Here is a 22,743-nt window from a genome sequence, read left to right on the forward strand (position 1 = left end):
TCTAACGTATGCGCCGCTATTCCACGACCTCCGAGCAGGCCCCCGACCCAGCCTCGGTCAAGCTCTTTCCCGGCCAGCGCGCCCCCCGCAGCGACTGGCAGACCGTCCGCAACCTGCTGCCCTACGTCTGGCACTACAAGTGGCGCGTGATGCTGGCGCTAGCATGCCTGGTCGCGGCCAAGGTGGCCAACCTGGGCGTGCCGGTGCTGATGAAGCGCCTGATCGACAGCATGAATATCACCGCGGGCGACCCGCGCGCGCTGCTGGTGGTGCCGGTCGGGCTGATCGTCGCCTACGGCATGTTGCGGCTGTCGGCGACGCTGTTCACCGAGTTGCGGGAAATCCTCTTTTCCAAGGTCACGCAGAGCGCCGTGCGCGAGATCGCGCTGCAGGTGTTCCGCCACCTGCATGCGCTGTCGCTGCGCTTCCACCTGGACCGGCAGACCGGCGGCATGAGCCGCGACATCGAGCGTGGCACGCGCGGCATCCAGTCGCTGATCTCGTACTCGCTGTACAGCATCCTGCCCACGCTGGTCGAGATGGCGCTGGTGATCGGCTTTTTCGTGCTGCACTACGACATCTGGTTCGCGGCGATCACCGGCTGCGCACTGGTCAGCTATATCGTCTTCACCATCGTCGTGACGGAGTGGCGCACGCATTTCCGCCGCAAGATGAACGAGCTGGATTCGCGCGCGAACCAGAAGGCGATCGATTCGCTGCTGAACTTCGAGACCGTCAAGTACTTCGGCAATGAGGAATACGAAGCCCGGCGCTACGACGAGAACCTGCTCAATTACCGCGCCGCGGCGATCCGCTCGCAGAATTCGCTGTCGTTCCTGAACTTCGGCCAGCAGGTCATCATCGCCGTCGGGCTGATCCTGATCCTGTGGCGCGCCACGGTGGGCGTGGTCGACGGCAAGCTGACGCTGGGCGACCTGGTGCTGGTCAACACGCTGATGATCCAGCTCTATATCCCGCTGAACTTCCTCGGCGTGATCTACCGCGAGATCAAGCAGGCCACTACCGACATGGACCGGATGTTCGTGCTGCTGGGCACGAACCAGGAGGTGGCCGACTCTGCGGGCGCGCAGCCGCTCAAGGTCAACGGCGCGCAGGTGCGGTTCCGCGACGTGCGCTTCGGCTACGAGCCGGACCGCACGATCCTGGATGGGGTGGATTTCAACATCGCGGCCGGCACCACCACTGCGGTGGTCGGCCACAGCGGCTCGGGCAAGTCGACGCTGGCGCGGCTGCTGTTCCGCTTCTACGACGTCAACAGCGGTGCGATCGAGATCGACGGGCAGGATATCCGCGCGATCACGCAGGACAGCCTGCGTCGCGCCATCGGCATCGTGCCGCAGGACACGGTGCTGTTCAACGACAGCATCTACTACAACATCGCCTACGGGCGCCCGGATGCGACGCGCGAGGAAGTCATCGCGGCGGCGCAGGCGGCGCAGATCGACACCTTTATCCGCGAGTTGCCGCAGGGCTACGACACGCCGGTAGGCGAGCGCGGCCTGAAGCTGTCCGGCGGCGAGAAGCAGCGGGTGGCGATCGCGCGCACGCTGCTGAAGAACCCGCCGGTGCTCGTCTTTGACGAGGCCACCTCCGCGCTGGACTCGCGCACCGAGCAGGCGATCCAGGCCGAGCTGATGCGGCTGGCGCAGAACCGCACCACGCTGTTGATCGCACACCGCCTTTCCACCGTGGTGCATGCCGACCAGATCCTGGTGATGGACCATGGCCGTGTGGTCGAGCGCGGCACGCATGCAGAACTGATGCGCGCGCGCGGCCGCTATGCGGAAATGTGGGACATCCAGGCCCGCGCGGCGGCAAAAGGTGGCGAGGCAGAGCGCAGCGCGGACGCGCTTGCGGTGGACGTGGGCGACGCCACGCAGGACGCGTAGCGCCGCAAGCGGGGCGCCGGAAGCTCGCCGCAGGCGCGGTGGGCGCAACGCGTGGCTGCGCCAGCGGCAGGCCGCCAAAGCCACGTGACGGCGCCCATGCAGCGGGTGGATAATCCTGCGTCATGGAAATCAAATGGCTTGAAGACTTCGTCAGCCTGGCCGAGACGCACAGCTTTTCGCGCTCGGCCGAGCTGCGCCACGTGACGCAGCCCGCTTTCTCCCGGCGCATCCAGTCGCTGGAGGCGTGGGTCGGGACCGAGCTGATCGACCGCTCCAGCTATCCCACCAGCCTGACGGCGGCCGGCAAGGTGTTCTACGAGCAGGCCCTGGCCATGCTGGCGCAGGTCAGCGAGACCCGCGCGCTGATGCGCGGGCAGCGCTCGGCCAACGCGCAGGTGCTGGAGTTCGCGGTGCCGCATACGCTGTCGCTGACGTTCTTTCCGGAATGGCTCAAGGTGCTGGAAGGCAAGATCGGCACGCTGCCGTGCCGGCTGCGCGCGCTCAACGTCCATGATGCGGTGCTGATGCTGGTCGAGGGCGGCTGCGACCTGGTGATGGTCTACCACCACGCGCGCCAGGCCATTCAGCTCGATCCGGCGCGGTACGACATGCTGGTGCTTGGTACCGAGCGGCTGTCGCCGTACAGCGTGCCGGACGCCGCCGGCAAGCCGCAGTTCCGGCTGCCAGGCACCGACAAGAAGCCGGTGCCGTTCCTGAGCTACACCCCCAATGCCTTCCTCGGGCGCATGGTAGACCTGCTGCTGTCGGATACCGCCGAAGCGCTCAAGCTCGACAAATGCTACGAGACCGACATGGCCGAGGCGCTCAAGGTCATGGCCCTGTCCGGCCACGGCATGGCGTTCCTGCCGGAGAGCGCGGTGCGCGAGGACGTGGCGCAGGGCAAGCTGGTGCGGGCGGAGTCGGCGCGCGGACTGCCGTTGTCGATCGACATGGAGATCCGCTTGTATCGCGAGAAACCCGGGGAGAACGGTGGCGAGCGGCGTGGTGCGGGAGCACGGCGCAAGCGGCAGCTGGTGGACCGGGTGTGGTCGACCTTGCTGGAAGCCTGACACGTCCCGTCGGCAAGCAGAGCGTTGACAGGTCACCCTCAAACGTTATGCGCATCTTGCATAACCGGATGAGCAAACGGCATTGGATTCCGGCAGGCCGCCAAGCCTAAGCTTGCGGCCATCCTCCACCCCGGAACCAACCGATGTCCTCCGCAGCACCGACCAACATTGCTGGCCAAAAGCACGCACTCCCGTCCTACCTCAACGCCGACAACCTCGGCCCCTGGGGCATCTACCTGCAGCAAGTCGATCGTGTCACGCCCTACCTGGGCTCGCTGGCACGCTGGGTTGAAACCCTGAAGCGCCCCAAGCGCGCGCTGGTCGTCGACGTTCCCATCGAGCTGGACAACGGCACCATCGCACACTTCGAGGGCTATCGCGTGCAGCACAACCTGTCGCGCGGCCCGGGCAAGGGCGGCGTGCGTTTCCACCAGGACGTGACGCTGTCGGAAGTGATGGCGCTGTCGGCATGGATGTCGGTGAAGAACGCCGCGGTGAACGTGCCCTACGGCGGTGCCAAGGGCGGCATCCGCGTTGACCCGCGCACGCTGTCGCACGCCGAGCTGGAGCGCCTGACGCGCCGCTACACCAGCGAAATCAACATCATCATCGGGCCGAGCAAGGACATCCCGGCGCCGGACGTCAACACCAACGCCCAGGTGATGGCATGGATGATGGACACCTACTCGATGAACTCGGGCAGCACCTCCACCGGCGTGGTGACCGGCAAGCCGATCTCGCTGGGCGGCTCGCTGGGCCGCCATGAGGCGACCGGCCGCGGCGTGTTCGTGGTGGGTTCGGAGGCTGCACGCAATATCGGCCTGGACATCAAGGGCGCGAGCGTCGCCGTGCAGGGCTTCGGCAACGTGGGTGCCGTGGCGGCCAAGCTGTTCCATGAGGCCGGCGCCAAGGTGGTGGCGGTGCAGGACCACCGCACCACGCTGTTCGACCCGGCCGGCCTGGACGTGGCGGCGATGATGGAATACGCCGCGCACAGCGGCACCATCGAAGGCTTCCGCGGCGAAGTCCTGCGCACCGAGCAGTTCTGGGAAGTCGACTGCGACATCCTGATTCCGGCCGCGCTGGAAGGCCAGATCACCGCCAGGAACGCGCCGCTGATCAAGGCCCGCCTGGTAATCGAGGGCGCCAATGGCCCGACCACCCCGGAAGCCGACGATATCCTGCGCGAGCGCAATATCCTGGTGGCGCCGGACGTGATCGCCAACGCCGGCGGCGTAACGGTTTCCTACTTCGAATGGGTGCAGGATTTCTCGTCGTTCTTCTGGACCGAAGAAGAAATCAACCAGCGCCTGGTACGAATCATGCAAGAGGCGTTCCGCGCAATCTGGCAGGTGGCGCAGGACAACAAGGTAACGCTGCGGACTGCCGCATTTATCGTGGCCTGCTCGCGGATTCTGCAGGCGCGCGAAATGCGCGGCCTGTATCCCTGATCGCAAGGTACGGGTGAACCGGAACAGGCGCGTGGCACTGGCATGGTGCGATGCAGCAGCCGATCCGGTTCCCCAGGTTCATGACCGCCAGACGCGGTCTCCGGCAAGCGCCGGAGACCGCGTTGTCGTATCCGGACGACGTGCGCACCGATTGCCCTGAACAAGGGTTCTAGGAGAAAACCCAGTTGTATTGCGGCGGATGCTGCGCAATACTGTTTCACCAGAGGGGGTTTTGTCTCTAGAATCCCGCTTTCTCTTCTATGGTCAAGGAGATGTTATGAATTTTGCCAAGTTGGCTTCCCTGATGATTGCCGCCGGGGTGATGTGCGGAACGGCTCAGGCAGCTGAACAACTGACGGGCACGCTGAAGAAGATCAAGGACACCGGCGTGATTACGCTGGGCGTGCGCGAGTCGTCGATTCCGTTCAATTACAACCTGGGCGGCGTGCGCCAGGTCGGCTATTCCTACGATATCAACATGAAGATCGTGGAAGCCATCAAGGACCAGCTCAAGCTGCCGAACCTGCAGGTCAAGGAAATCCCGATCACCTCGCAGAACCGCATCCCCCTGCTGCAGAACGGCACTATCGACATGGAGTGCGGTTCGACCACCAATAACCTGGAACGCCAGAAGCAGGTCGCCTTCACCAACTCCATCTTCATCATTGGCACGCGCATCATGGTGAAGAAGGATGCCGGCATCAAGGACTGGGCCGACCTGAAGGGCAAGAACGTCGTCACCACCGCCGGCACCACGTCGGAGCGCCTGCTGCGCAAGATGAACGACGACCAGAAGCTGGGCCTGAACATCATCAGCACCAAGGATCACGGCCAGTCGTTCCTGACGCTGGAATCGGGACGCGCGGTGGCGTTCATGATGGACGATGCGCTGCTGTACGGCGAGCGCGCCAAGGCCAAGAACCCGGCCGACTGGATCGTGGTGGGCAAGGCCCAGTCGCGCGAGTCGTATGGCTGCATGATCCGCAAGGACGACCCGCAATTCAAGAAGCTGTCCGACACCGTGATCTCCGGCATGATGAAGGACGGTTCGGTCAACACGCTGTACACCAAGTGGTTCATGCAACCGGTTCCGCCCAAGGGCCTGAACCTGGACTTCCCGCTGTCCGATGACATGAAGGCCCTGATCAAGGCGCCGAACGACAAGGCGCTGGACTGATCTGACGGGGACAGCAGTGCGCGACGGAAGGGCATGTGGAAGGCATGTCCTTCCGTTTCTTTTTGAGGACGCAACATGAACTACAACTGGCATTGGGGAGTCTTCCTCGAACAGGCCGCCCAGAACGAGACCTACCTGGACTGGATGATCTCCGGCCTGAAGGTCACGATCGCGCTGGGACTTTCGTCCTGGGTCATTGCCCTGGTCATCGGGTCGGTGCTCGGCGTGCTGCGCACCGTGCCCAACAAGTGGCTGTCGGGTTTCGCCGCCACCTACGTCGAGATCTTCCGCAACATCCCGCTGCTGGTGCAGCTGTTCATCTGGTATTTCGTCATGCCCGAGCTGCTGCCCGGCGGCGAGGCGATCAAGCAGATGAACCCGTTCGCGCAGCAGTTCCTGGCCGCCATGCTGTGCCTGGGCACCTTCACGGCCGCGCGGGTCTGCGAGCAGGTGCGCTCGGGCATCAACTCGCTGGCGCGCGGGCAGAAGAACGCGGGCCTGGCGATGGGCTTCACGCTGCCGCAGACGTATCGCCACGTGCTGCTGCCAATGGCGTTCCGCGTGATCGTCCCCCCGCTGACTTCCGAATTCCTGAACATCTTCAAGAACTCGGCAGTGGCGTCGACCATCGGCCTGCTGGAGCTGGCCGCGCAGGGCCGCCAGCTGGTGGACTACACCGCGCGCCCGTATGAATCGTTCATCGCGGTCACGCTGATGTACGCGCTGATCAACATCACGGTGATGCTGCTGATGCGCTGGGTCGAGGCCCGCACGCGCGTGCCCGGCTTCATCGGCGGCAAGTAAGGGGGCGCCATGGCTTATTCCTTCGATTTCACCTCGATCAACGCCAGCACGCTGCACGTGCTGGGCGAGGGCATGATGGTCTCGCTCAAGATTACCGTCACCGCGGTGGTGGTCGGCATCATCTGGGGCACCATCCTGGCGATGATGCGGCTGTCGTCGTTCAGGCTGCTGAACTGGTTCGCGCAGGGGTACGTGACCATCTTCCGCTCCATCCCGCTGGTGATGGTGCTGTTGTGGTTTTTCCTGATCATTCCGCAGGTGCTGCAGGGGATCTTCAACCTGTCGCCCGCGACCGATCTGCGCATGACCTCGGCGCTGGTGGCGTTCGCGTTGTTCGAGGCGGCGTACTACTCCGAGATCATCCGCGCGGGGATCCAGAGCGTGTCGCGCGGGCAGATGTTCGCGGCGCAGGCGCTGGGCATGACCTACGGGCAGTCGATGCGGCTGGTGATCCTGCCGCAGGCGTTCCGCAACATGGTGCCGCTGCTGCTGACCCAGGGCATCATCCTGTTCCAGGATACGTCGCTGGTGTACGTGAGCGCGCTGGCTGATTTCTTCGGCCAGGCCTACGGCATTGGCGAGCGCGACGGGCGTATCGTCGAATTGCTGCTGTTCGCCGGCCTGGTGTACTTCATCATTTGTTTCTCCGCTTCGCTGCTGGTCAAGCGTTACCAGAAAAAGGTGGCTGTATGATCGAAATCAACAATGTTTCCAAGTGGTACGGCTCCTTCCAGGTGCTGACCGACTGCACCACCAAGGTTGCCAAGGGTGAAGTGGTGGTGGTGTGCGGCCCGTCGGGTTCGGGCAAGTCCACGCTGATCAAGACTGTCAACGCACTGGAGCCGTTCCAGAAGGGCGACATCCTGGTCGACGGCACCTCGGTGGGCAATCCCAAGACCAACCTGCCCAAGCTGCGTTCGCGCGTGGGCATGGTGTTCCAGAACTTCGAGCTGTTCCCGCACCTGTCGATCACCGAGAACCTGACCATCGCACAGATGAAGGTGCTTGGCCGTTCGAAGGACGAGGCGATGGCGAAGGGCATGAAATACCTGGAGCGCGTGGGCCTGAAGAGCCAGGCCGAGAAGTACCCCGGCCAGCTGTCTGGCGGCCAGCAGCAGCGCGTGGCGATCGCGCGCGCACTGTCGATGGATCCGATCTGCATGCTGTTCGACGAGCCGACCTCCGCGCTTGATCCGGAAATGGTCAACGAAGTGCTGGACGTGATGGTGCAGCTGGCGCAGGAAGGCATGACCATGATGTGCGTGACCCACGAAATGGGCTTCGCGCGCAAGGTGGCCAACCGCGTCATCTTCATGGACCAGGGAAAGATCGTCGAGGACGCCGACAAGGAGGAATTCTTCGGCAATATCGAAGCCCGGTCGGAGCGTGCGCGGCAGTTCCTGTCGAAGATCCTGCACCACTGAACGGACTGCCAGCTTATGAAAAGGGACGCCTCGGCGTCCCTTTTTCCCTTATGCCGGATGGCTCAGGTACAGGCTGTATTGGCGGCGTTCTTGGCCTGGACTTCGGGCGGGATCGGCACGGTCAGCGTCATCACCGGACGCCCGTGCTCGAACATGATCAGCTCGCCCGGGGCGAACTGGGTCCAGGTCTCGTTGTCGGTCAGCGGGGCGGTGGCGATCACGGCAACGCGGTCGTCCGGCGTGGTCACCTGGGCGAAGTCGATCGACAGGTCTGCATCGATCAGGTGAGCGGTCGAGAAAGGCCACTCCCGCACGATGTAGTACAGGCGGGTCGAGCAGTGGGCAAACAGGGCCTGGCCGTTGCTCAGCAGGAAATTGAACACGCCATGCAGCGTGATATCGCGTGTGATATCGGCCAGCGCATGGCCGAGTTCATTCAGCGGCGGTTGCGAGCCCGGGAAGCGCTTGCGCAGGCCTTGCATCAGCGTGCAGAAGGCCAGTTCGCTGTCGGTATCGCCCACCGGCTGGTACACGCCCGACAGGAACGGCGAGAAATTCAACAGGTCGCCGTTGTGGGCAAAGATCCAGTGACGGCCCCACAGCTCGCGCATGAACGGGTGGCAGTTCTCCAGCAGCACCGTGCCCTGCGTCGCCTTGCGGATATGCGAGATGACGTTCTTGGATTTGATCGGGTAGCGCTTGATCAGGTCGGCCACCGGCGAGGTGCCGGCGGACTGGTTGTCGATGAACAGGCGGCAGGCCTTGTCTTCAAAGAAGGCGACGCCGAAGCCGTCGGCGTGGTGGTCGGTCACGCCGCCGCGGGCAGCGAAGCCGGTGAAGGAGAACGTCACGTCGGTCGGCGTGGCGCAGTTCATGCCTAGCAACTGGCACATATCGGGGCACCGGTCGGCAGCGGGCTGCCGCTTTGCAATAGAATGCAGACATTATCCCGCGCGCCCGGCCCGCTGCCAAGCAACCCGCGGGCGCTCCAGTGCGGTGCCAATGGCGCCAACCATGGCGCCACCATACCTGCTAACAATCCCGAGAACGATGAGCCAATACAAGATTGCCGTGATTCCCGGAGACGGAATCGGCACGGAAGTCATGCCCGAGGGCATACGCGTGATGGACGCCGCGGCGCGCCGCTTCGGCATCGACTTCCAGTGGGATCACTTCGATTTTTCCAGCTGCGACTACTACGCCCGTCACGGCAAGATGCTGCCCGACGACTGGTTCGACACGCTGGTCAAGTACGACGCCATCTACTTCGGCGCGGTCGGCTGGCCGGATACGGTGCCCGACCACGTCTCGCTGTGGGGTTCGCTGCTGCAGTTCCGCCGTTCCTTCGACCAGTACGTTAACCTGCGCCCGGTGCGGCTGATGCCCGGCATCAGGAGCCCGCTGGCGGGCCGCGAGCCTGGCGACATCGATTTCTACGTAGTGCGCGAGAACACCGAGGGCGAATACTCCAGCATCGGCGGCCGCATGTTCCCGGGCACCGACCGCGAGATCGTGGTGCAGGAAACGGTGATGAGCCGCACCGGCGTCGACCGCATCCTGAAGTTTGCCTTCGAGCTCGCCCAGAAGAGGCCGAAGAAGCACCTGACCTCGGCGACGAAGTCCAACGGCATCTCGATCACGATGCCGTACTGGGACGAGCGAGTCGAGGCAATGGCCGCGAATTACCCCGGCTTGAAGGTCGACAAATATCACATCGACATCCTGACCGCGCATTTCGTCCAGCACCCGGACTGGTTCGACGTGGTGGTCGCCAGCAACCTGTTCGGCGACATCCTGTCCGACCTGGGGCCGGCCTGCACCGGCACCATCGGCATTGCGCCGTCGGGCAATATCAACCCGGACCGGACCTTCCCAAGCCTGTTCGAGCCGGTGCACGGCTCGGCCCCGGACATCGCCGGGCGCGGCGTGGCCAACCCGATCGGCCAGATCTGGTGTGGTGCCATGATGCTGGAACACCTGGGCCATGACGAAGCCGGCGCCGCCGTACTGGGCGCGATCGAAAAGGTGCTGGCCGCCGGGCCGGAGCAGGCGCCGCTGACGCGCGATATCGGCGGCAAGGCCGGTACCGCCGACCTGGGCCGCGCCATCGCGGAGGCGCTGTGAGCGCCGCGTTCGCGGGGGACGCCCGCGCTCTGCTGCTCGAGACCTTCCACGCCGCCGTGGCCGCCGCCGATCCGTTGCAGATCGTCGCGCAGCATCTGCCGTCGCCGCACGCCGGTGGCCGCACGCTGGTGGTGGGCGCAGGCAAGGCCGCCGCATCGATGGCTGCGGCGGTCGAGCGCGCCTATGCCGGCAAGGCGACGCTCGAAGGGCTGGTGGTCACGCGCTACGCGCACGGCATGCCGACCGACCATATCCGAGTGATCGAGGCCGGCCACCCGGTGCCGGACGAGTCGGGCGAGCAGGCCGCGGCGGAGATCCTGGCCGCGGTGCAATCGCTGACGCCGCAGGACCGGCTGCTGGTGCTGGTTTCGGGCGGCGGTTCGAGCCTGCTGTCGCTGCCGGCCGAGGGCATTCCGATGGCCGACCTGAAGGCGACCACCAGGGAATTGCTGCGCTGTGGCGCGCCGATCACCGACATGAACATCGTGCGCAAGCACATCTCGCGCATCCAGGGCGGCCGGCTGGCGCAGGCGAGCCAGGCGCCGGTGACCACGCTGATTGTCTCGGACGTGGCCGGCGATGATCCCAGCGCGATCGCCTCGGGCCCGACCGTGGCCGACCCCAGCACCTTCGATGATGCGCTGCAGATCCTGCGCCGCTATGGCGCGCAGGTGCCGGCCAGCGTGCAGTCGCACCTGGAACGCGGCGCGCGTGGCGAAGTGGCCGAGACGCCCAAGCCCGGCGATCCCTTGTTCGAGCGTGTCGACAATATCATGATCGCGACCGCCCACGGCAGCCTGGAAGCCGCCGCGGCGCTGTTCCGCGCACGCGGCATCACGCCGGTGGTACTGGGTGACACGGTGACGGGCGAGGCGCGCGAAGTGGCGCGGGTCTATGCCGCGCTGGTGCGCGAGATTCGCGCGTACAATGCGCCGTTCGCCACGCCCGTGGCGCTGATTTCCGGAGGTGAGTGCACGGTCACTTTGCCGGCCGGCGGCGGCGCGGGCAAGGCGCGCGGCGGGCGCTGCTCGGAGTTTCTGCTGTCGCTGGCGGTCGAACTGTCAGGCACGCCCGGCGTGCACGCGATCGCGGCCGACACAGACGGCATCGACGGCTCGGAAGACAACGCCGGCGCGCTGGCCGACCCGACCACACTGGCGCGCGCCGAAGCCGCCGGCCTGCCGGGCCAGCGCCAGCTCGACGTGCACGACGCCTGGGGCCTGTTCGACGCCATCGGCGACCTGGTTGTCACCGGACCCACGCGCACCAACGTGAACGATTACCGCGCCATCCTGATTCTCTGATTCTGAAAAAGTGCCCGCCGCCGTCACCCGCGGCGGGCCCACGCAAGCCATGACCCAGAAGCTCACCATCACCCGCCCGGACGACTGGCACCTTCACCTGCGCGACGGCGCGGCGCTTGCCGCCGTACTGCCCGACACCGCCCGCCAGTTCGCCCGCGCGATCATCATGCCGAACCTGAAGCCCCCCGTGACCACGGTGGAGCAGGCGCAGGCCTACCGTGCCCGCATCCTGGCGGCGCTGCCGGCCGGCGTGCAGTTCGAGCCGCTGATGACGTTGTACCTGACGGACAACACCAGCCCCGAGGAAATCGTCGCGGCCAAGGCCAGCGGCTTCGTGCACGGTGTCAAGCTGTACCCGGCGGGCGCCACCACCAACAGCGACGCCGGCGTGACCGACATCCGCCGCTGCTACGCCGCGCTGGAAGCGATGCAGCGCGAAGGCCTGCCGCTGCTGGTGCACGGCGAAGTCACCGACCCGGCCATCGATATCTTCGACCGCGAGGCCGTGTTCATCGACCAGGTGATGACCCCGCTGCGCCGAGACATGCCCGAGCTGAAAGTGGTGTTCGAGCACATCACCACCAAGGATGCCGCCCAGTACGTGCTGGAAGCCAGCGGCCCGGTCGGCGCCACCATTACCGCGCACCACCTGCTGTACAACCGCAACGCGATCTTCACCGGCGGCATCCGCCCGCACTACTACTGCCTCCCGGTGCTCAAGCGCGAAACCCACCGCGAGGCGCTGGTCGCGGCCGCTACCTCCGGCAACCCGCGCTTCTTCCTGGGCACCGACAGCGCGCCGCACGCGCGCGGCCTGAAGGAACACGCCTGCGGCTGTGCCGGCTGCTACACGGCCCTGCACGCGATGGAGCTGTACGCCGAGGCCTTTGACGCCGCCGGTGCACTGGACAAATTGGAAGCCTTCGCCAGCTTCAACGGCCCGGCCTTCTACGGCCTGCCGCGCAACACCGGCACGCTGACGCTGGAGCGCGAAGACTGGCAGCTGCCAGCCGAACTGCCGTACGGCGACACCACGATGGTGCCGCTGCGCGGCGGCGAAACGCTGCGCTGGAAGGCGCGCTGACCGCTGCGGCGTTGCACGCCGGAGCAAGCGCGGCGGCCGAGTCCTTCGTCGCCGCGCTGGCCGGGATCGACTGGTCCCGGCCATGGTTCCAACCCTTTGCCGCGCGCGGCGCAGCGCTGGCCGCGGCAGTGCATCGCGGTGCCGACCTGCGCGCACTGCTGGATGCCCAGTCTGGCGCGCTGGGCCTGCGCAACGCGCGCGGCCTGTCGCTGCGCTTTGTCCCGCAGCAGGCCTTGGCCGAGGGCAGCGCCTATGAAGCGCATATCGACGCCACCGGCGAAGTCCCGACGCGCGACAACCTCCACGATTTCTTCAACGCGCTGGTCTGGCTGCATTTCCCGCAGGCCAAGCGCGTGCTTAACCAGATCCAGGCCACGGTGATCGCGCGCGAAGGCGTGCGGACCGCGCGCGGCGGTGTACGCGATGCCGCCACGCTGTTTGACGAAAACGCGGTGCTGTTCATGAGCGAGGGCGATGAACATGCCGAAGCGCTGCGAGGGTTTGCCTGGCAGCAGCTTTTTGTCGCGCGGCGCCACGCGTGGGACACCGCGTGCAGAGTCGTGCCGTTCGGCCATGCACTGCTGGAAAAGCTGGTGCGGCCGTACAAGGCCGTGACCGCGCATGCCTGGACGCTGCCGCTGGTGCCGGGTGGCGCGCCGGATATGCTGGATAAGGCGGTGGCGCTGTCGTTGCAGGCGGCGGCTGTAGCCGGCACGCTGCGCGGCGGCCGTTGCTTCGCGCCGCTGCCCGTCATGGGAATCCCGGGGTGGTGTGACGACAACGCCTCGCCCGGTTTCTATGCCGACACCACGGTGTTCCGGCCCGGACGCATGCGGGATTTACGCCGGCAACCGGATTGAATCGGTGTTAGACTGCGGCCCGCAAAGCAGGCCAGGCAACCGCTGCCTGCACCGCGAGGTGCAGGGGGAGGAAAGTCCGGACTCCACAGGGCAGGGTGTTGGCTAACAGCCATCCACGGCAACGTGCGGAATAGGGCCACAGAGACGAGTCTTGCCGCCGGGTTCGCCTGGCGGGAAGGGTGAAACGCGGTAACCTCCACCTGGAGCAATCCCAAATAGGCAGGCGATGAAGCGGCCCGCTGAGTCTGCGGGTAGGGAGCTGGAGCCGGCTGGTAACAGCCGGCCTAGAGGAATGGTTGTCACGCGCCGCTGGCCGCAAGGCGAGCGGTGTGCACAGAATCCGGCTTATCGGCCTGCTTTGCTTCAGTCTTCGGCATGACCCGGCGCCCGCGCGGCTTACCGGGTCTGCAAACTTCCATCTGCTTTTTTCAGCCTTCGACGATTTCCAGCGTGTGCGTGATCTCGGCCGTCTTGGCCAGCATGATCGACGCCGAGCAGTACTTCTCGTGCGACAGCTTGATCGCGCGCTCGACCGTGGCGGGGTTGAGATTCTTGCCGGTCACCACAAAATGGAAGTTGATGCGGGTGAAGACCTTGGGGTCCTCGCTGGCGCGCTCTGCCTGCAGCTGCACGCTGCAGCCGCGCACGTCCTGGCGGCCGCGCTTGAGGATCAGCACTACGTCATAGGCAGTGCAGCCACCGGTGCCGACCAGCACCATTTCCATCGGCCGCGGCGCAAGGTTATGGCCGCCGCCCTCGGGAGCGCCGTCCATCGCAACGATATGGCCGCTGCCGGTCTGGGCCACGAAGCTCATGCCGTCGGCACCCATCCATGTCACTTTGCATTCCATTTTGTTCGTTCCTGTCGTTTGTGTTGTGCTATTGCAATCACTATCGCGTGATCTCGCATCTTGCAATTCTCAGTATATGGCATCGTCAAGTCTGGCTCTGGGATGCCGATATCCTTAAGAAACCTGAGGGTTTCCTCTAATGTGCCGGCTCGGCAATGACATATTTTTTCGATCAAGCTTTTGTTTTTAAAGGAAATTTGTACGCGGCGGGAAAGCAGGACGTCTTCCCGCAATACGAAATCGCATTTCGCAGTACAAATTTCCCTTGCATCCGGGAAAACCCCATGTATAATTCCAATCATTGAACGACGGCGCCAACAGCGCGCCAGAGTGCGAAAGCGAAGCCTTCCGGATACGCCAGCCGCACCGCCCGCAGTTCCCCGTCGATCTCCAGGTGTCTCCTCCACCCTCCTCCTTTGGTGGATTCAAACCCAAGCTAAACCAGCTTGGGTTTTTTTTCGTCCGTGCGAGGGCGCAGTTCCCGCGCGACCAGAGCAGCGGCGTGGCGCATGCTGCCCGGGCGGGCGAATTGTGGGCGACGATCTTGACGAAAACCTCAGTCTTTGCTTGTGCCAGTCCGACAGCCGCCATTATAATCGTGGGCTTTTCCGTCATGCCCGCGGGAAAGAGAAGCAGCATCCGGCCAGTCTCAGGGCGGGCCACAAGACTTGCAGGGGCGAGCACAAGCCTTCGCGAGTCGGATTTCGGGCACGAACTAATAGTCAGGAAAAATCATGAAGACCTTTTCCGCCAAGCCTCATGAGGTAAAGCGCGACTGGTACGTGATTGACGCGACGGACAAAGTCCTCGGCCGTGTCGCCAGCGAAGTGGCACGCCGTCTGCGCGGCAAGCACAAGCCGGAATTCACTCCGCACGTCGACACGGGTGATTACATCATCATCGTCAATGCAGCCAAGCTGCGTGTCACGGGTACCAAGGAAACGGACAAGAAGTACTATCGCCATTCGGGTTACCCGGGCGGTATCTACGAAACGACGTTCGGCAAGATGCAGCAGCGTTTCCCGGGCCGTGCCCTGGAAAAGGCTGTGAAGGGCATGCTGCCGAAGGGTCCGCTGGGCTACGCGATGATCAAGAAGCTGAAGGTTTACGCCGAAGCCGAGCATCCGCACGAAGCGCAGCAGCCCAAGGCGCTGGAAATCTAAGGAGGCCAATCCATGATCGGTAACTGGAATTACGGTACTGGCCGCCGCAAGAGCGCTGTGGCTCGTGTCTTCATCAAGTCGGGCAAGGGCGACATCGTCGTCAACGGCAAGCCCATCAAAGAGTATTTCGCTCGCGAAACCTCGCTGATGATCGTGCGCCAGCCCCTGGAACTGACCGCCCACGGCGAAACGTTCGACATCAAGGTCAACGTGACTGGCGGTGGCGAAACGGGCCAGGCCGGCGCAGTGCGCCACGGCATCACCCGCGCCCTGATCGACTACGATGCGACCCTGAAGTCGGCCCTGTCGAAGGCTGGCTACGTCACGCGCGATGCACGTGAAGTCGAACGTAAGAAGGTCGGCTTCCACAAGGCGCGTCGTCGCAAGCAGTTCTCGAAGCGCTGATGCGTTTTCGCGGATCCGGTCCAACTGGATGCCGCGAAATCCAAAAAACCGCACGCTTGCCGTGCGGTTTTTTTTTGCCACGACGCAACGGTTTCACCCGCGGCTGCCGAAATTGCGGATGGGCCACCAGACTTTTGTAGGGTATGAGCTGCACGCGGATACAATCACGCCCTGTCGCCATCGGCAAGCCGTCTGCCATGGCGACGCGCCCCGGGCCCGGCGGCGCCCGGTACGAACGAGAGAGGAGTGAGAGCGATGTTGTTTTCGAAGAAGAAGGGCCTTTCGATCGATACGCTGATCGGCGCAGATACCGCCATCGACGGCGACCTGGTGTTTGGCGGCGGCCTGCGGCTGGACGGGCGTGTGCGCGGCAACGTTATTGCGGCGCCCGGCAAGCCGAGCATGCTGGTGGTCAGCGAGAAGGGTGTGGTCGAAGGCGAGATCAGCGTCGGTCACCTCGTGCTCAACGGCACGGTGAAGGGTCCGGTGCAGGCGACCGACCTGCTGGAACTGCAACCGGAGGCCCGCGTGCTGGGCGACGTGCGCTACGCAGCGCTGGAGATGCACCAGGGCGCGCTGGTCGAAGGCCGGTTGGTCCCGCTTGCGCAGGGCGCGGCCGGCGAAATCAAGGCGTTGCCCAATGTGGTCGACGCAGGACCGGTTACCGAAGTTGCGGAAACGCCGCCTGGCGACGACGCGGCGGCCGGGGAAACTCCGGCGGATGCCGCCAGTCCCACGGAAAAGGCCGCCTGAGCGGCCTGCCGCACGCACGAAACCCTGCACGAAACCCTTGAAAACAAAGGGGTTCGGCACGATCTTTCAGTAGCGCTTAGAATACAGGCGTATCGTGCGACACGCACTATCGTGTCCGGGTAGCTCCAACGTAAGGAGCATCGACCTTGTTGGGACAAGGAAAGGCTTCGGCCAGACCGTCCAATCCCAACCATTTCTTGCTTAGACAAGCCCAGCCTAACAGCCAGGGTGAGTCCGATGTGCTGTGGGAGCCGGAGTATTGGTGCCCCACGGTTTGCTTTTTGCTGGATGAATTTCCAGCCATTGCCCAAGGGCGGGGACGCTCGCCTTTGGGCGAGTTTCTTTGTAAACGCCCCTCTACGGAGGTGCGGACGGCTATGCAACGTCTGTTTTGTTGCTAAATCGTTACATGCATTTGAACCGATCCAGTGGGGTCGGCGCTGCAGTCCTTGGGACGGAGGTTGGCGCTCTCGAGAGCTAGCCACCGTCAAGCGCTCGCCAGTATGGGGGCACATGAAGTAAGGAAGTGAGGTCCCGGAGCGCAAGCTCTGCGCGTTATGGTTCGGTCGAATGCGCTCATGCGGGTGCTTCGATAGAGAACCTGCTATGCGACTAGCAGTAGCCTAGGGGGACATGCGTCACTGGCAACGGTGGGGTATGAAGCTCTCCCGACAATGTTTCCCCGCAAGGGTGTCACCCAGTTGTGAGACTGATGGCAGAGACTCCGAGCAGCAATGGGGTCGAGGAGCTAGGCTGGCTGGTACGGGCAACGTAAGTGAACTGCTGGTAAACGTCGTCAGTATTGAGATGCCAAAGCTGCTGATAGGCATCAACCAAAAGGTGTGCGGTTGGTTGTTCCGCTGGTACGCCGGAACACGTCGCCATACAACCGCCGGCGGAAAGGCAGGCCCTAACCCAGTCGTGTAATGCGCAGGGAACGTGGTAAGCCCGTATGGCTGCCGGAGTGCAGTTTGGCTCAGGCAAGCGAACCGCAAGGAACGCTGTTGGCTGTGCGGGTATGGGAGGTTGGAGAAAGCGAATGCCTGGCTGTAATGGCTCGGATAGGGGTTGAAACATCATCCCACGCGAAAGCGGGCAGACTTCCAACTGGTCAATCGTCGCAGGACGGCTGACTGATCTCGCTTGTTTAAATTTTCTTCCCTTGGGGGGCAACACGTCCCTCAAGGGGCGTGCTGTCTCTCGAATGTTTGGGGAAGATCCTCAAGATAGGAGGGCAGCATGGAAGCATTGATCCGCGAGGATGAATCTGCGCCCTCCGGCGTGCCGCAAACCTGGGGTGCCATTGATTGGCGCCGTGTGGAGCGGAACGTTCGAGCGACGCAGATTCGAATTGCGAAGGCGACACAGGAAGGGGACTGGCGGAGGGTGAAAGCCCTGCAACGGTCTCTGACCCGCTCGTTTTCCGCCAAGGCATCGGCGGTGAAGCGAGTGACGGAGAACCAAGGTAAGCGAACGGCAGGCGTCGATCGCGAAAAGTGGGACTCGCCTGAAGCTCGGTGGGAAGCCATCGGGAGGTTGAAGCGCCGGGGGTACAGACCTTTGCCATTACGGAGGGTTTTTATCCCCAAGGCCAATGGGAAGGAGCGCCCTCTGGGCATCCCGACCATGTTAGACCGAGCCATGCAAGCGCTGTATCTGCTGGCGCTGGAGCCGGTGTCCGAAGGGACGAGCGATCCGAACTCTTACGGGTTCCGGATCAACCGTTCTACAGCGGACGCTATGTCCCAGCTATTCCGAAACCTGTCCAAGAAGGCCTCGTCCCAATGGATTCTGGAAGCGGATATTAAGGGCTGCTTTGACCATATCGATCATGCCTGGCTGGTGCGCAATGTCCCAATGGACAGCGCAATCCTTCAGAAGTGGTTGAAAGCTGGCGTGGTATTTCAGGGCCAGTTTCAGGCGACCGAAGCCGGAACACCGCAGGGGGGCATCATCTCCCCGACTCTGGCTAACGTGGCGCTGAATGGGTTGGAACGGCAACTGGTTAAGTCTCTCGAGACTAAGCTAGGCGTCGTCAACACGAAGAAGCTGAAAGTGAATGTAGTGCGTTACGCGGACGACTTCGTGATCACTGGCAGTACGCCGGAGATCCTAGAAAGCGAAGTGAAGCCGTGGGTAGAACAGTTCTTGGCAGTACGGGGGCTGACGCTATCGACGGAGAAAACGCGGATCGTCAACATCGCTGACGGCTTTGACTTCCTTGGGTGGAATTTCCGGAAATATTCGGGAACGCTGCTCATTAAGCCGAGCAAGAAGAACGTGCAAACGTTCTATAGCAAGGTGAAAGGGGTCATCAGTGCTAACAAGACGGCGAAGCAAGTTAGCATCATCAACTTGCTGAACCCGATGCTAAGAGGATGGGCGCAGTATCACAGCCCGGTGGTTGCGAAGGCGACGTTCAACCGCTTGGAGTACGAAGTATCCAAGGCTCTATGGCGGTGGGCGAAACGGCGACATCCACAGAAGAACACCCAATGGGTGCGGAAGAAGTACTACGCGCCAGTAGGGGATCGGAGTTGGGTGTTTGGAACCACAATCGTGGATGGCGACGGCAATAGCCGATGGATGGGGCTTTATTCCCTCGCGGGTACCCCTATCCGAAGGCACAACAAGGTTCGTGGGGACTATCATCCCTTCGACCCAGCGCAGGAAAGGTATGGTGAAACGCTGCGTCAGGAGCGCATGTTAAACAACATGTCGCACCGGAAGCAGTGGATTAAGCTCTACATTTCCCAGCGGGGGTTGTGTGCGGTGTGTGAGTGCAAGATCACCAAAGAGACAGGGTGGGAAGACCATCACATCGAGTACCGTACATACGGAGGCTCGGACGCTCTAGGGAATCGTGTGCTGCTACACCCTGATTGCCACAAGCAAGTGCACCACCACGGCAGACCCGTAGTGAAACCGGTACAATAAAACGTACTTTGAAAGGCTTGAGCCGTATGCGGGGAAACTCGCACGTACGGTTCTTAGGGGGGGATGGGTCAGCAATGACCTGTCCCTACCCAACTAAACAGGAGAACACCCCATGAACGCAGTCGCAGAGGCACCCGTTACCGAGGACGTGCCGGCACCGTTCGTCTTTACCGACAGCGCCGCCGACAAGGTCAAGCAGTTGATCGAGGAAGAGGGCAATGCCGAGCTGAAACTGCGCGTGTTCGTGCAGGGCGGCGGCTGCTCGGGCTTCCAGTACGGCTTCACCTTCGACGAGGAAGTCAACGAAGACGACACCACCATGGTCAAGAACGGCGTCACCCTGCTGATCGACTCGATGAGCTACCAGTACCTGGTCGGCGCCGAGATCGACTACAAGGAAGACATCAACGGCGCCCAGTTCGTGATCAAGAACCCGAACGCCTCGACCACCTGTGGTTGCGGCTCGTCGTTCTCGGTCTGAGCGGTTCCGGCCTTAAAAAAACGCACCTTCGGGTGCGTTTTTTTTGGATCGTGATTACTGGCCGGCGCGCCACACCACCGGAAACCAGTCTTCGCGCAAACGCTCGCCAGTCTGCTGGCCGATGCCGGGAAACGGGGGCGAGGTACGTCCCGGCCGCTGCATGAAGCGCACGTCGTCCCCAAGGAAACGCGCCGAGAACGCACGCCGGCGGCCGTTGCCGGTATTGCCCGCGGCACCGTGCACGGTGCGGAAGTCGAACACTACCGCATCGCCCGGCTCGAGTTCGGGCGCGAGCAGGGTGTGGCTGCCGTCCTCGACATCCGGCATGTCCATGAACGCGCTGTCATCGTCGTCCTGGCTGCCATAGAAGCTTTCGTTGCTGGCCCAGCGCTTGGGCCGCACCAGCCTTGGCCAGCGATGCGAGCCGGCCACCACGCGCAGGGTATTGGCTTGCGTGACGGGATCCAGCGGGATCCAGTAGCTCGCGGTCTGCGTGCCGTCGACGCAATAGTAGGGCAGGTCCTGGTGCCACGGCGTGGGTTTGGCCGTGCCAGGCTCCTTCACCAGGATGTGTTCGTGGAACACCTGCACGGCATGCGATTGCATGATGCGGCCGGCGATGGACGCCGCCGGGGACTGGCGGATAAAGGCATCGAATGGCGCGATGCGCTGCCAGTTGCAGTAGTCCTCGAAAAAGCGCCCGCCTTCGCCGGCCCGTACGTTCTCGATGGCGAAGGGGCCGGGCTCGGCCAGGTTCTGCGCGAAACCTTCGCGCAAGGGCTCGACCCACTCAGCGAACGCGCCGCGCAGCACCAGCACGCCGTCGCGCTGGTAGGTATCGATCTGTTCCTGGGTAATTTCCATGGTGGGGGCTCCGTTTGGCGATGCTCGCAGTATCGGCATCGGCGATGGATAGGAAAAGCATATATTTCCTATGGTGTGATATAGGAAAACATGATCCCTTTCTCTTTTCGCCAGCTCGAGTACTTCGTCGCCGCCGCCGAGCATGGCAGCATCAGCGCCGCGGCGCGCGCCCGCCATGTGTCGCAGCCGTCTGTGTCGACCGCGATCGCACAGCTGGAGGACGCGCTGGGCGAGTCGCTGTTCCGGCGCCAGGTCAGCCGTGGCCTGGCGCTGACGCCGGCCGGACAGCGCCTGCTTGGCCGTGCGCGCGACATACTGGCGCTGGCCGCGGGCCTGACTGCCGACGAAGCGGGCGAGCGCGGCCTGAGCGGCCAGTTGTCGCTGACGTGTTTCCAGGACCTGGGGCCGTATTTCGTGCCGCGCCTGCTGGCCGGCTTTCGCGAGAGGCACCCCCGCGTCTCGGTGACCCTGTTCGAGGCTGATCTCGCTACCGTGCACCGCGCGCTGCAGGCCGGCAAGGCGGAACTGGCGCTGACCTACGACCTCGGGCTGGATGCGCGCACCGAGCGCTGCACGCTTGCCCGACTGCCGCCTTACGCGCTGCTGCCCACGGGGCATGCGCTGGCATGCAGCGCCGACGTGAGCCTGGCCGACCTTGCTGGCGAGCGCCTGATCCTCGAGGACATCCCGCAGACGCGCGAATACTTCCTGTCGCTGTTCTGGACGCATGGCCTGCATCCGGCGCCGCACCAGTACACGCAGACCTTCGAGATGCAGCGCGGACTGGTCGCGCATGGCTACGGCGTGGCGCTGTCCTGCACACGGCCGGCCGGGGACCACAGCTATGACGGCATGCCAATCGTCTGCCTGCCGCTGCGCGAGCCGGTGACGCCGCAGCACGTGGTGCTGGCGCGCTCGCCGGCCATGCGGGCGTCGCCGCTGGCGCAGGCATTCATGATGTACGTGGAAGAGGGCGCCGCCGAGGCGCAAGCCGTTCAGCGCGGATAGATCGCGCCCAGCACGCGCGGCCCGGCAGCGCCGGTCACGGCAGGTACGTTGCCAGGAAGGCGCAGCGTGCACTGGCGCGCCAGCCAGGCAAAGGCGATGGCTTCGACCTGCGAGACCGGTACGCCGTAGTGTTCCGATGTCTCGATGGCCACGCCGGGCAGCGCCTGCGCCAGCCGCGCCATTACGAAGGCGTTACGGGCGCCGCCGCCGCAGACCACGAGGCGCCTTGCATCACGCGCGTGGATACGGACGTCGCGCGCGATGGCTTCGGCGGTCAGCGCCGCCAGCGTCGCCTGCACGTCGCCAGGCGCGAGGTGTGCGAAAGCTTGCAGTTGGAGCTCCAGCCAGCCGGGATGGAACAGGTCGCGGCCGGTGCTCTTGGGCGGCGGCACGCTGAAGTAGGGTTCCGCCAGGCACCGCGCCAGCAGTGCATCGTCGACGCGCCCGCCGGCTGACCAGTCGCCATTGCTGTCGAACGGCAGCCCGCGGTGGCGATGGATCCAGTAGTCGAGCAGCGCATTGCCCGGGCCGCAGTCGAAGCCGCTGACGGCGCCGGTGGCAGGCAGGATGCTGATATTGGAAATGCCCCCGATATTGCAGGCAACACGGGTCTCGGCGTCGCTGCCGAACAGCGCATGATGTAGCGCTGGCACCAGTGGGGCGCCCTGGCCGCCGGCGGCGACGTCCCGGCTGCGGAAGTCCGCCACCACATCGATGCCGGCGAGTTCGGCCAGCCGGGCCGGATGCTGGCTCTGGCGCGTATAGCCGATGCCGTCGTACAGGCCGGGCCGGTGCCGGATGGTCTGGCCGTGCGCGCCGATGGCGGCGACCGAGGCGGCTGCTACGCCCGACTCGCGCAGTAGCGTGGCCACGCATGCGGCGTAGACCTCGGCCAGCGCATTGGCCGCCAGTGCCTCGCGGTGGATCTCATCCTCGCCCGGCTGCTGCAGGGCGCTGTATGCCGCGCGCAGCGCGTCGGCGAAGGGTTCGCTGGCGGCGGCCAGTACCTCCGGCCGCGCGCCGCTGAAATCGACCAGCACCGCATCGGCACCATCCATGCTGGTGCCGGACAT

At 64.1% G+C, this 22,743-nt stretch carries 21 protein-coding genes and 1 other RNA gene; 18 read left to right on the forward strand and 4 right to left on the reverse strand.

Features of this window, described 5'->3' with window-relative positions; all coding sequences use genetic code 11:
- Positions 1–8: 8 nt before the first annotated feature.
- From J8I82_RS09315 to J8I82_RS09345, 7 genes are all read left to right on the forward strand, one after another.
- Positions 9–1,910 (forward strand): ABCB family ABC transporter ATP-binding protein/permease, encoded by a 1,902-nt coding sequence (locus tag J8I82_RS09315; RefSeq protein ID WP_209756576.1) that lies wholly within the window; start codon positions 9–11, stop codon positions 1,908–1,910.
- A gap of 122 nt (positions 1,911–2,032) precedes the next feature.
- The gene (locus J8I82_RS09320) at positions 2,033–2,980 is read left to right on the forward strand and encodes a LysR family transcriptional regulator (protein ID WP_209756579.1); all 948 of its coding nucleotides are present in this window, start codon (positions 2,033–2,035) and stop codon (positions 2,978–2,980) included.
- Between the two features lie 143 nt (positions 2,981–3,123).
- On the forward strand, positions 3,124–4,431 hold the full coding sequence (locus J8I82_RS09325) for a Glu/Leu/Phe/Val family dehydrogenase (RefSeq protein WP_209756582.1): 1,308 nt from the start codon (positions 3,124–3,126) through the stop codon (positions 4,429–4,431).
- 277 nt (positions 4,432–4,708) lie between these two features.
- Entirely contained in the window at positions 4,709–5,608 is a 900-nt protein-coding gene (locus J8I82_RS09330; protein WP_133093716.1) for a glutamate/aspartate ABC transporter substrate-binding protein, read from the forward strand.
- A gap of 75 nt (positions 5,609–5,683) precedes the next feature.
- Positions 5,684–6,412: an amino acid ABC transporter permease gene (locus J8I82_RS09335; protein ID WP_209756584.1), complete on the forward strand. Its 729-nt coding sequence runs from the start codon at positions 5,684–5,686 to the stop codon at positions 6,410–6,412.
- 9 nt (positions 6,413–6,421) lie between these two features.
- On the forward strand, positions 6,422–7,105 hold the full coding sequence (gene gltK / locus J8I82_RS09340) for a glutamate/aspartate ABC transporter permease GltK (protein ID WP_209756586.1): 684 nt from the start codon (positions 6,422–6,424) through the stop codon (positions 7,103–7,105).
- Entirely contained in the window at positions 7,102–7,836 is a 735-nt protein-coding gene (locus tag J8I82_RS09345; RefSeq protein ID WP_209756588.1) for an amino acid ABC transporter ATP-binding protein, read from the forward strand. The genes gltK and J8I82_RS09345 overlap by 4 nt, the downstream gene beginning before the upstream one ends.
- Before the next feature lie 62 nt (positions 7,837–7,898).
- Here J8I82_RS09345 and J8I82_RS09350 read toward each other — a convergent pair whose 3' ends face one another.
- Positions 7,899–8,729 (reverse strand): class II glutamine amidotransferase, encoded by an 831-nt coding sequence (locus J8I82_RS09350; protein ID WP_029048545.1) that lies wholly within the window; start codon positions 8,727–8,729, stop codon positions 7,899–7,901.
- 157 nt (positions 8,730–8,886) lie between these two features.
- On the opposite strand from J8I82_RS09350, the gene J8I82_RS09355 reads away from it, so the two are divergent.
- From J8I82_RS09355 to rnpB, 5 genes are all read left to right on the forward strand, one after another.
- Positions 8,887–9,960: a tartrate dehydrogenase gene (locus J8I82_RS09355; RefSeq protein ID WP_209756590.1), complete on the forward strand. Its 1,074-nt coding sequence runs from the start codon at positions 8,887–8,889 to the stop codon at positions 9,958–9,960.
- A complete protein-coding gene (locus J8I82_RS09360; protein WP_209756592.1) occupies positions 9,957–11,264 on the forward strand; it encodes a glycerate kinase type-2 family protein in 1,308 nt (435 codons plus the stop codon). Before J8I82_RS09355 ends, J8I82_RS09360 begins: the two co-directional genes overlap by 4 nt.
- 49 nt (positions 11,265–11,313) lie before the next feature.
- Complete coding sequence (pyrC, locus tag J8I82_RS09365) at positions 11,314–12,348, forward strand: dihydroorotase (RefSeq protein WP_209756594.1); 1,035 nt, start codon at positions 11,314–11,316, stop codon at positions 12,346–12,348.
- A gap of 11 nt (positions 12,349–12,359) precedes the next feature.
- Positions 12,360–13,208, forward strand: coding sequence for a DUF3025 domain-containing protein (locus tag J8I82_RS09370; protein ID WP_209756596.1), 849 nt, complete (start codon positions 12,360–12,362; stop codon positions 13,206–13,208).
- Positions 13,209–13,231: 23 nt separating this feature from the next.
- An RNA gene (rnpB, locus tag J8I82_RS09375) (RNase P RNA component class A) lies at positions 13,232–13,572 on the forward strand.
- 64 nt (positions 13,573–13,636) lie between these two features.
- Here the strand turns inward: rnpB and J8I82_RS09380 are convergent.
- Positions 13,637–14,059, reverse strand: a complete 423-nt coding sequence (locus J8I82_RS09380; RefSeq protein ID WP_209756598.1) for an OsmC family protein — start codon at positions 14,057–14,059, stop codon at positions 13,637–13,639.
- Positions 14,060–14,793: 734 nt separating this feature from the next.
- Between J8I82_RS09380 and rplM the strand changes: the two genes are divergently transcribed.
- The 5 genes from rplM to erpA all read left to right on the forward strand — a co-directional run bounded on the left by rplM (position 14,794) and on the right by erpA (position 19,798).
- Positions 14,794–15,222, forward strand: coding sequence for a 50S ribosomal protein L13 (gene rplM, locus J8I82_RS09385; protein WP_010813907.1), 429 nt, complete (start codon positions 14,794–14,796; stop codon positions 15,220–15,222).
- Between the two features lie 12 nt (positions 15,223–15,234).
- Entirely contained in the window at positions 15,235–15,627 is a 393-nt protein-coding gene (rpsI, locus tag J8I82_RS09390; protein ID WP_018312775.1) for a 30S ribosomal protein S9, read from the forward strand.
- A 255-nt stretch (positions 15,628–15,882) separates the two neighbouring features.
- A complete protein-coding gene (locus J8I82_RS09395; RefSeq protein ID WP_209756600.1) occupies positions 15,883–16,380 on the forward strand; it encodes a bactofilin family protein in 498 nt (165 codons plus the stop codon).
- A 1,239-nt stretch (positions 16,381–17,619) separates the two neighbouring features.
- A complete protein-coding gene (ltrA, locus tag J8I82_RS09400) occupies positions 17,620–19,317 on the forward strand; it encodes a group II intron reverse transcriptase/maturase (RefSeq protein ID WP_116369473.1) in 1,698 nt (565 codons plus the stop codon).
- A 112-nt stretch (positions 19,318–19,429) separates the two neighbouring features.
- On the forward strand, positions 19,430–19,798 hold the full coding sequence (erpA, locus tag J8I82_RS09405) for an iron-sulfur cluster insertion protein ErpA (protein WP_010813904.1): 369 nt from the start codon (positions 19,430–19,432) through the stop codon (positions 19,796–19,798).
- A gap of 54 nt (positions 19,799–19,852) precedes the next feature.
- Here the strand turns inward: erpA and J8I82_RS09410 are convergent, their stop codons facing one another.
- Positions 19,853–20,662: a phytanoyl-CoA dioxygenase family protein gene (locus tag J8I82_RS09410; RefSeq protein ID WP_209756603.1), complete on the reverse strand. Its 810-nt coding sequence runs from the start codon at positions 20,660–20,662 to the stop codon at positions 19,853–19,855.
- Between the two features lie 90 nt (positions 20,663–20,752).
- Here J8I82_RS09410 and J8I82_RS09415 point away from each other — a divergent pair, with 90 nt between their 5' ends.
- Positions 20,753–21,670: a LysR family transcriptional regulator gene (locus J8I82_RS09415; protein WP_209756605.1), complete on the forward strand. Its 918-nt coding sequence runs from the start codon at positions 20,753–20,755 to the stop codon at positions 21,668–21,670.
- Here J8I82_RS09415 and J8I82_RS09420 read toward each other — a convergent pair.
- Positions 21,658–22,743 carry an anhydro-N-acetylmuramic acid kinase gene (locus J8I82_RS09420; protein WP_245179600.1) on the reverse strand — a complete coding sequence of 362 codons (1,086 nt, stop codon included), beginning with the start codon at positions 22,741–22,743 and terminating at the stop codon, positions 21,658–21,660. The genes J8I82_RS09415 and J8I82_RS09420 overlap by 13 nt on opposite strands.

Origin of the sequence: Cupriavidus consociatus, from assembly GCF_017814975.1 — a bacterium.
GTDB classification, from domain to species: domain Bacteria; phylum Pseudomonadota; class Gammaproteobacteria; order Burkholderiales; family Burkholderiaceae; genus Cupriavidus; species Cupriavidus consociatus.

Excerpts from the sequence above, each read along its gene's own strand:
- J8I82_RS09325 (WP_209756582.1), top strand. The coding sequence starts at position 3,124 with ATGTCCTCCGCAGCACCGACCAACATTGCTGGCCAAAAGCACGCACTC.
- J8I82_RS09320 (WP_209756579.1), top strand. The coding sequence starts at position 2,033 with ATGGAAATCAAATGGCTTGAAGACTTCGTCAGCCTGGCCGAGACGCAC.
- J8I82_RS09315 (WP_209756576.1), top strand. The coding sequence starts at position 9 with ATGCGCCGCTATTCCACGACCTCCGAGCAGGCCCCCGACCCAGCCTCG.
- J8I82_RS09420 (WP_245179600.1), bottom strand. The coding sequence starts at position 22,743 with ATGTCCGGCACCAGCATGGATGGTGCCGATGCGGTGCTGGTCGATTTC.
- J8I82_RS09355 (WP_209756590.1), top strand. The coding sequence starts at position 8,887 with ATGAGCCAATACAAGATTGCCGTGATTCCCGGAGACGGAATCGGCACG.
- gltK (WP_209756586.1), top strand. The coding sequence starts at position 6,422 with ATGGCTTATTCCTTCGATTTCACCTCGATCAACGCCAGCACGCTGCAC.
- rpsI (WP_018312775.1), top strand. The coding sequence starts at position 15,235 with ATGATCGGTAACTGGAATTACGGTACTGGCCGCCGCAAGAGCGCTGTG.
- erpA (WP_010813904.1), top strand. The coding sequence starts at position 19,430 with ATGAACGCAGTCGCAGAGGCACCCGTTACCGAGGACGTGCCGGCACCG.
- rplM (WP_010813907.1), top strand. The coding sequence starts at position 14,794 with ATGAAGACCTTTTCCGCCAAGCCTCATGAGGTAAAGCGCGACTGGTAC.
- J8I82_RS09395 (WP_209756600.1), top strand. The coding sequence starts at position 15,883 with ATGTTGTTTTCGAAGAAGAAGGGCCTTTCGATCGATACGCTGATCGGC.
- J8I82_RS09335 (WP_209756584.1), top strand. The coding sequence starts at position 5,684 with ATGAACTACAACTGGCATTGGGGAGTCTTCCTCGAACAGGCCGCCCAG.
- J8I82_RS09345 (WP_209756588.1), top strand. The coding sequence starts at position 7,102 with ATGATCGAAATCAACAATGTTTCCAAGTGGTACGGCTCCTTCCAGGTG.
- ltrA (WP_116369473.1), top strand. The coding sequence starts at position 17,620 with ATGGAAGCATTGATCCGCGAGGATGAATCTGCGCCCTCCGGCGTGCCG.
- J8I82_RS09350 (WP_029048545.1), bottom strand. The coding sequence starts at position 8,729 with ATGTGCCAGTTGCTAGGCATGAACTGCGCCACGCCGACCGACGTGACG.
- J8I82_RS09380 (WP_209756598.1), bottom strand. The coding sequence starts at position 14,059 with ATGGAATGCAAAGTGACATGGATGGGTGCCGACGGCATGAGCTTCGTG.
- J8I82_RS09415 (WP_209756605.1), top strand. The coding sequence starts at position 20,753 with ATGATCCCTTTCTCTTTTCGCCAGCTCGAGTACTTCGTCGCCGCCGCC.
- J8I82_RS09410 (WP_209756603.1), bottom strand. The coding sequence starts at position 20,662 with ATGGAAATTACCCAGGAACAGATCGATACCTACCAGCGCGACGGCGTG.
- J8I82_RS09330 (WP_133093716.1), top strand. The coding sequence starts at position 4,709 with ATGAATTTTGCCAAGTTGGCTTCCCTGATGATTGCCGCCGGGGTGATG.
- pyrC (WP_209756594.1), top strand. The coding sequence starts at position 11,314 with ATGACCCAGAAGCTCACCATCACCCGCCCGGACGACTGGCACCTTCAC.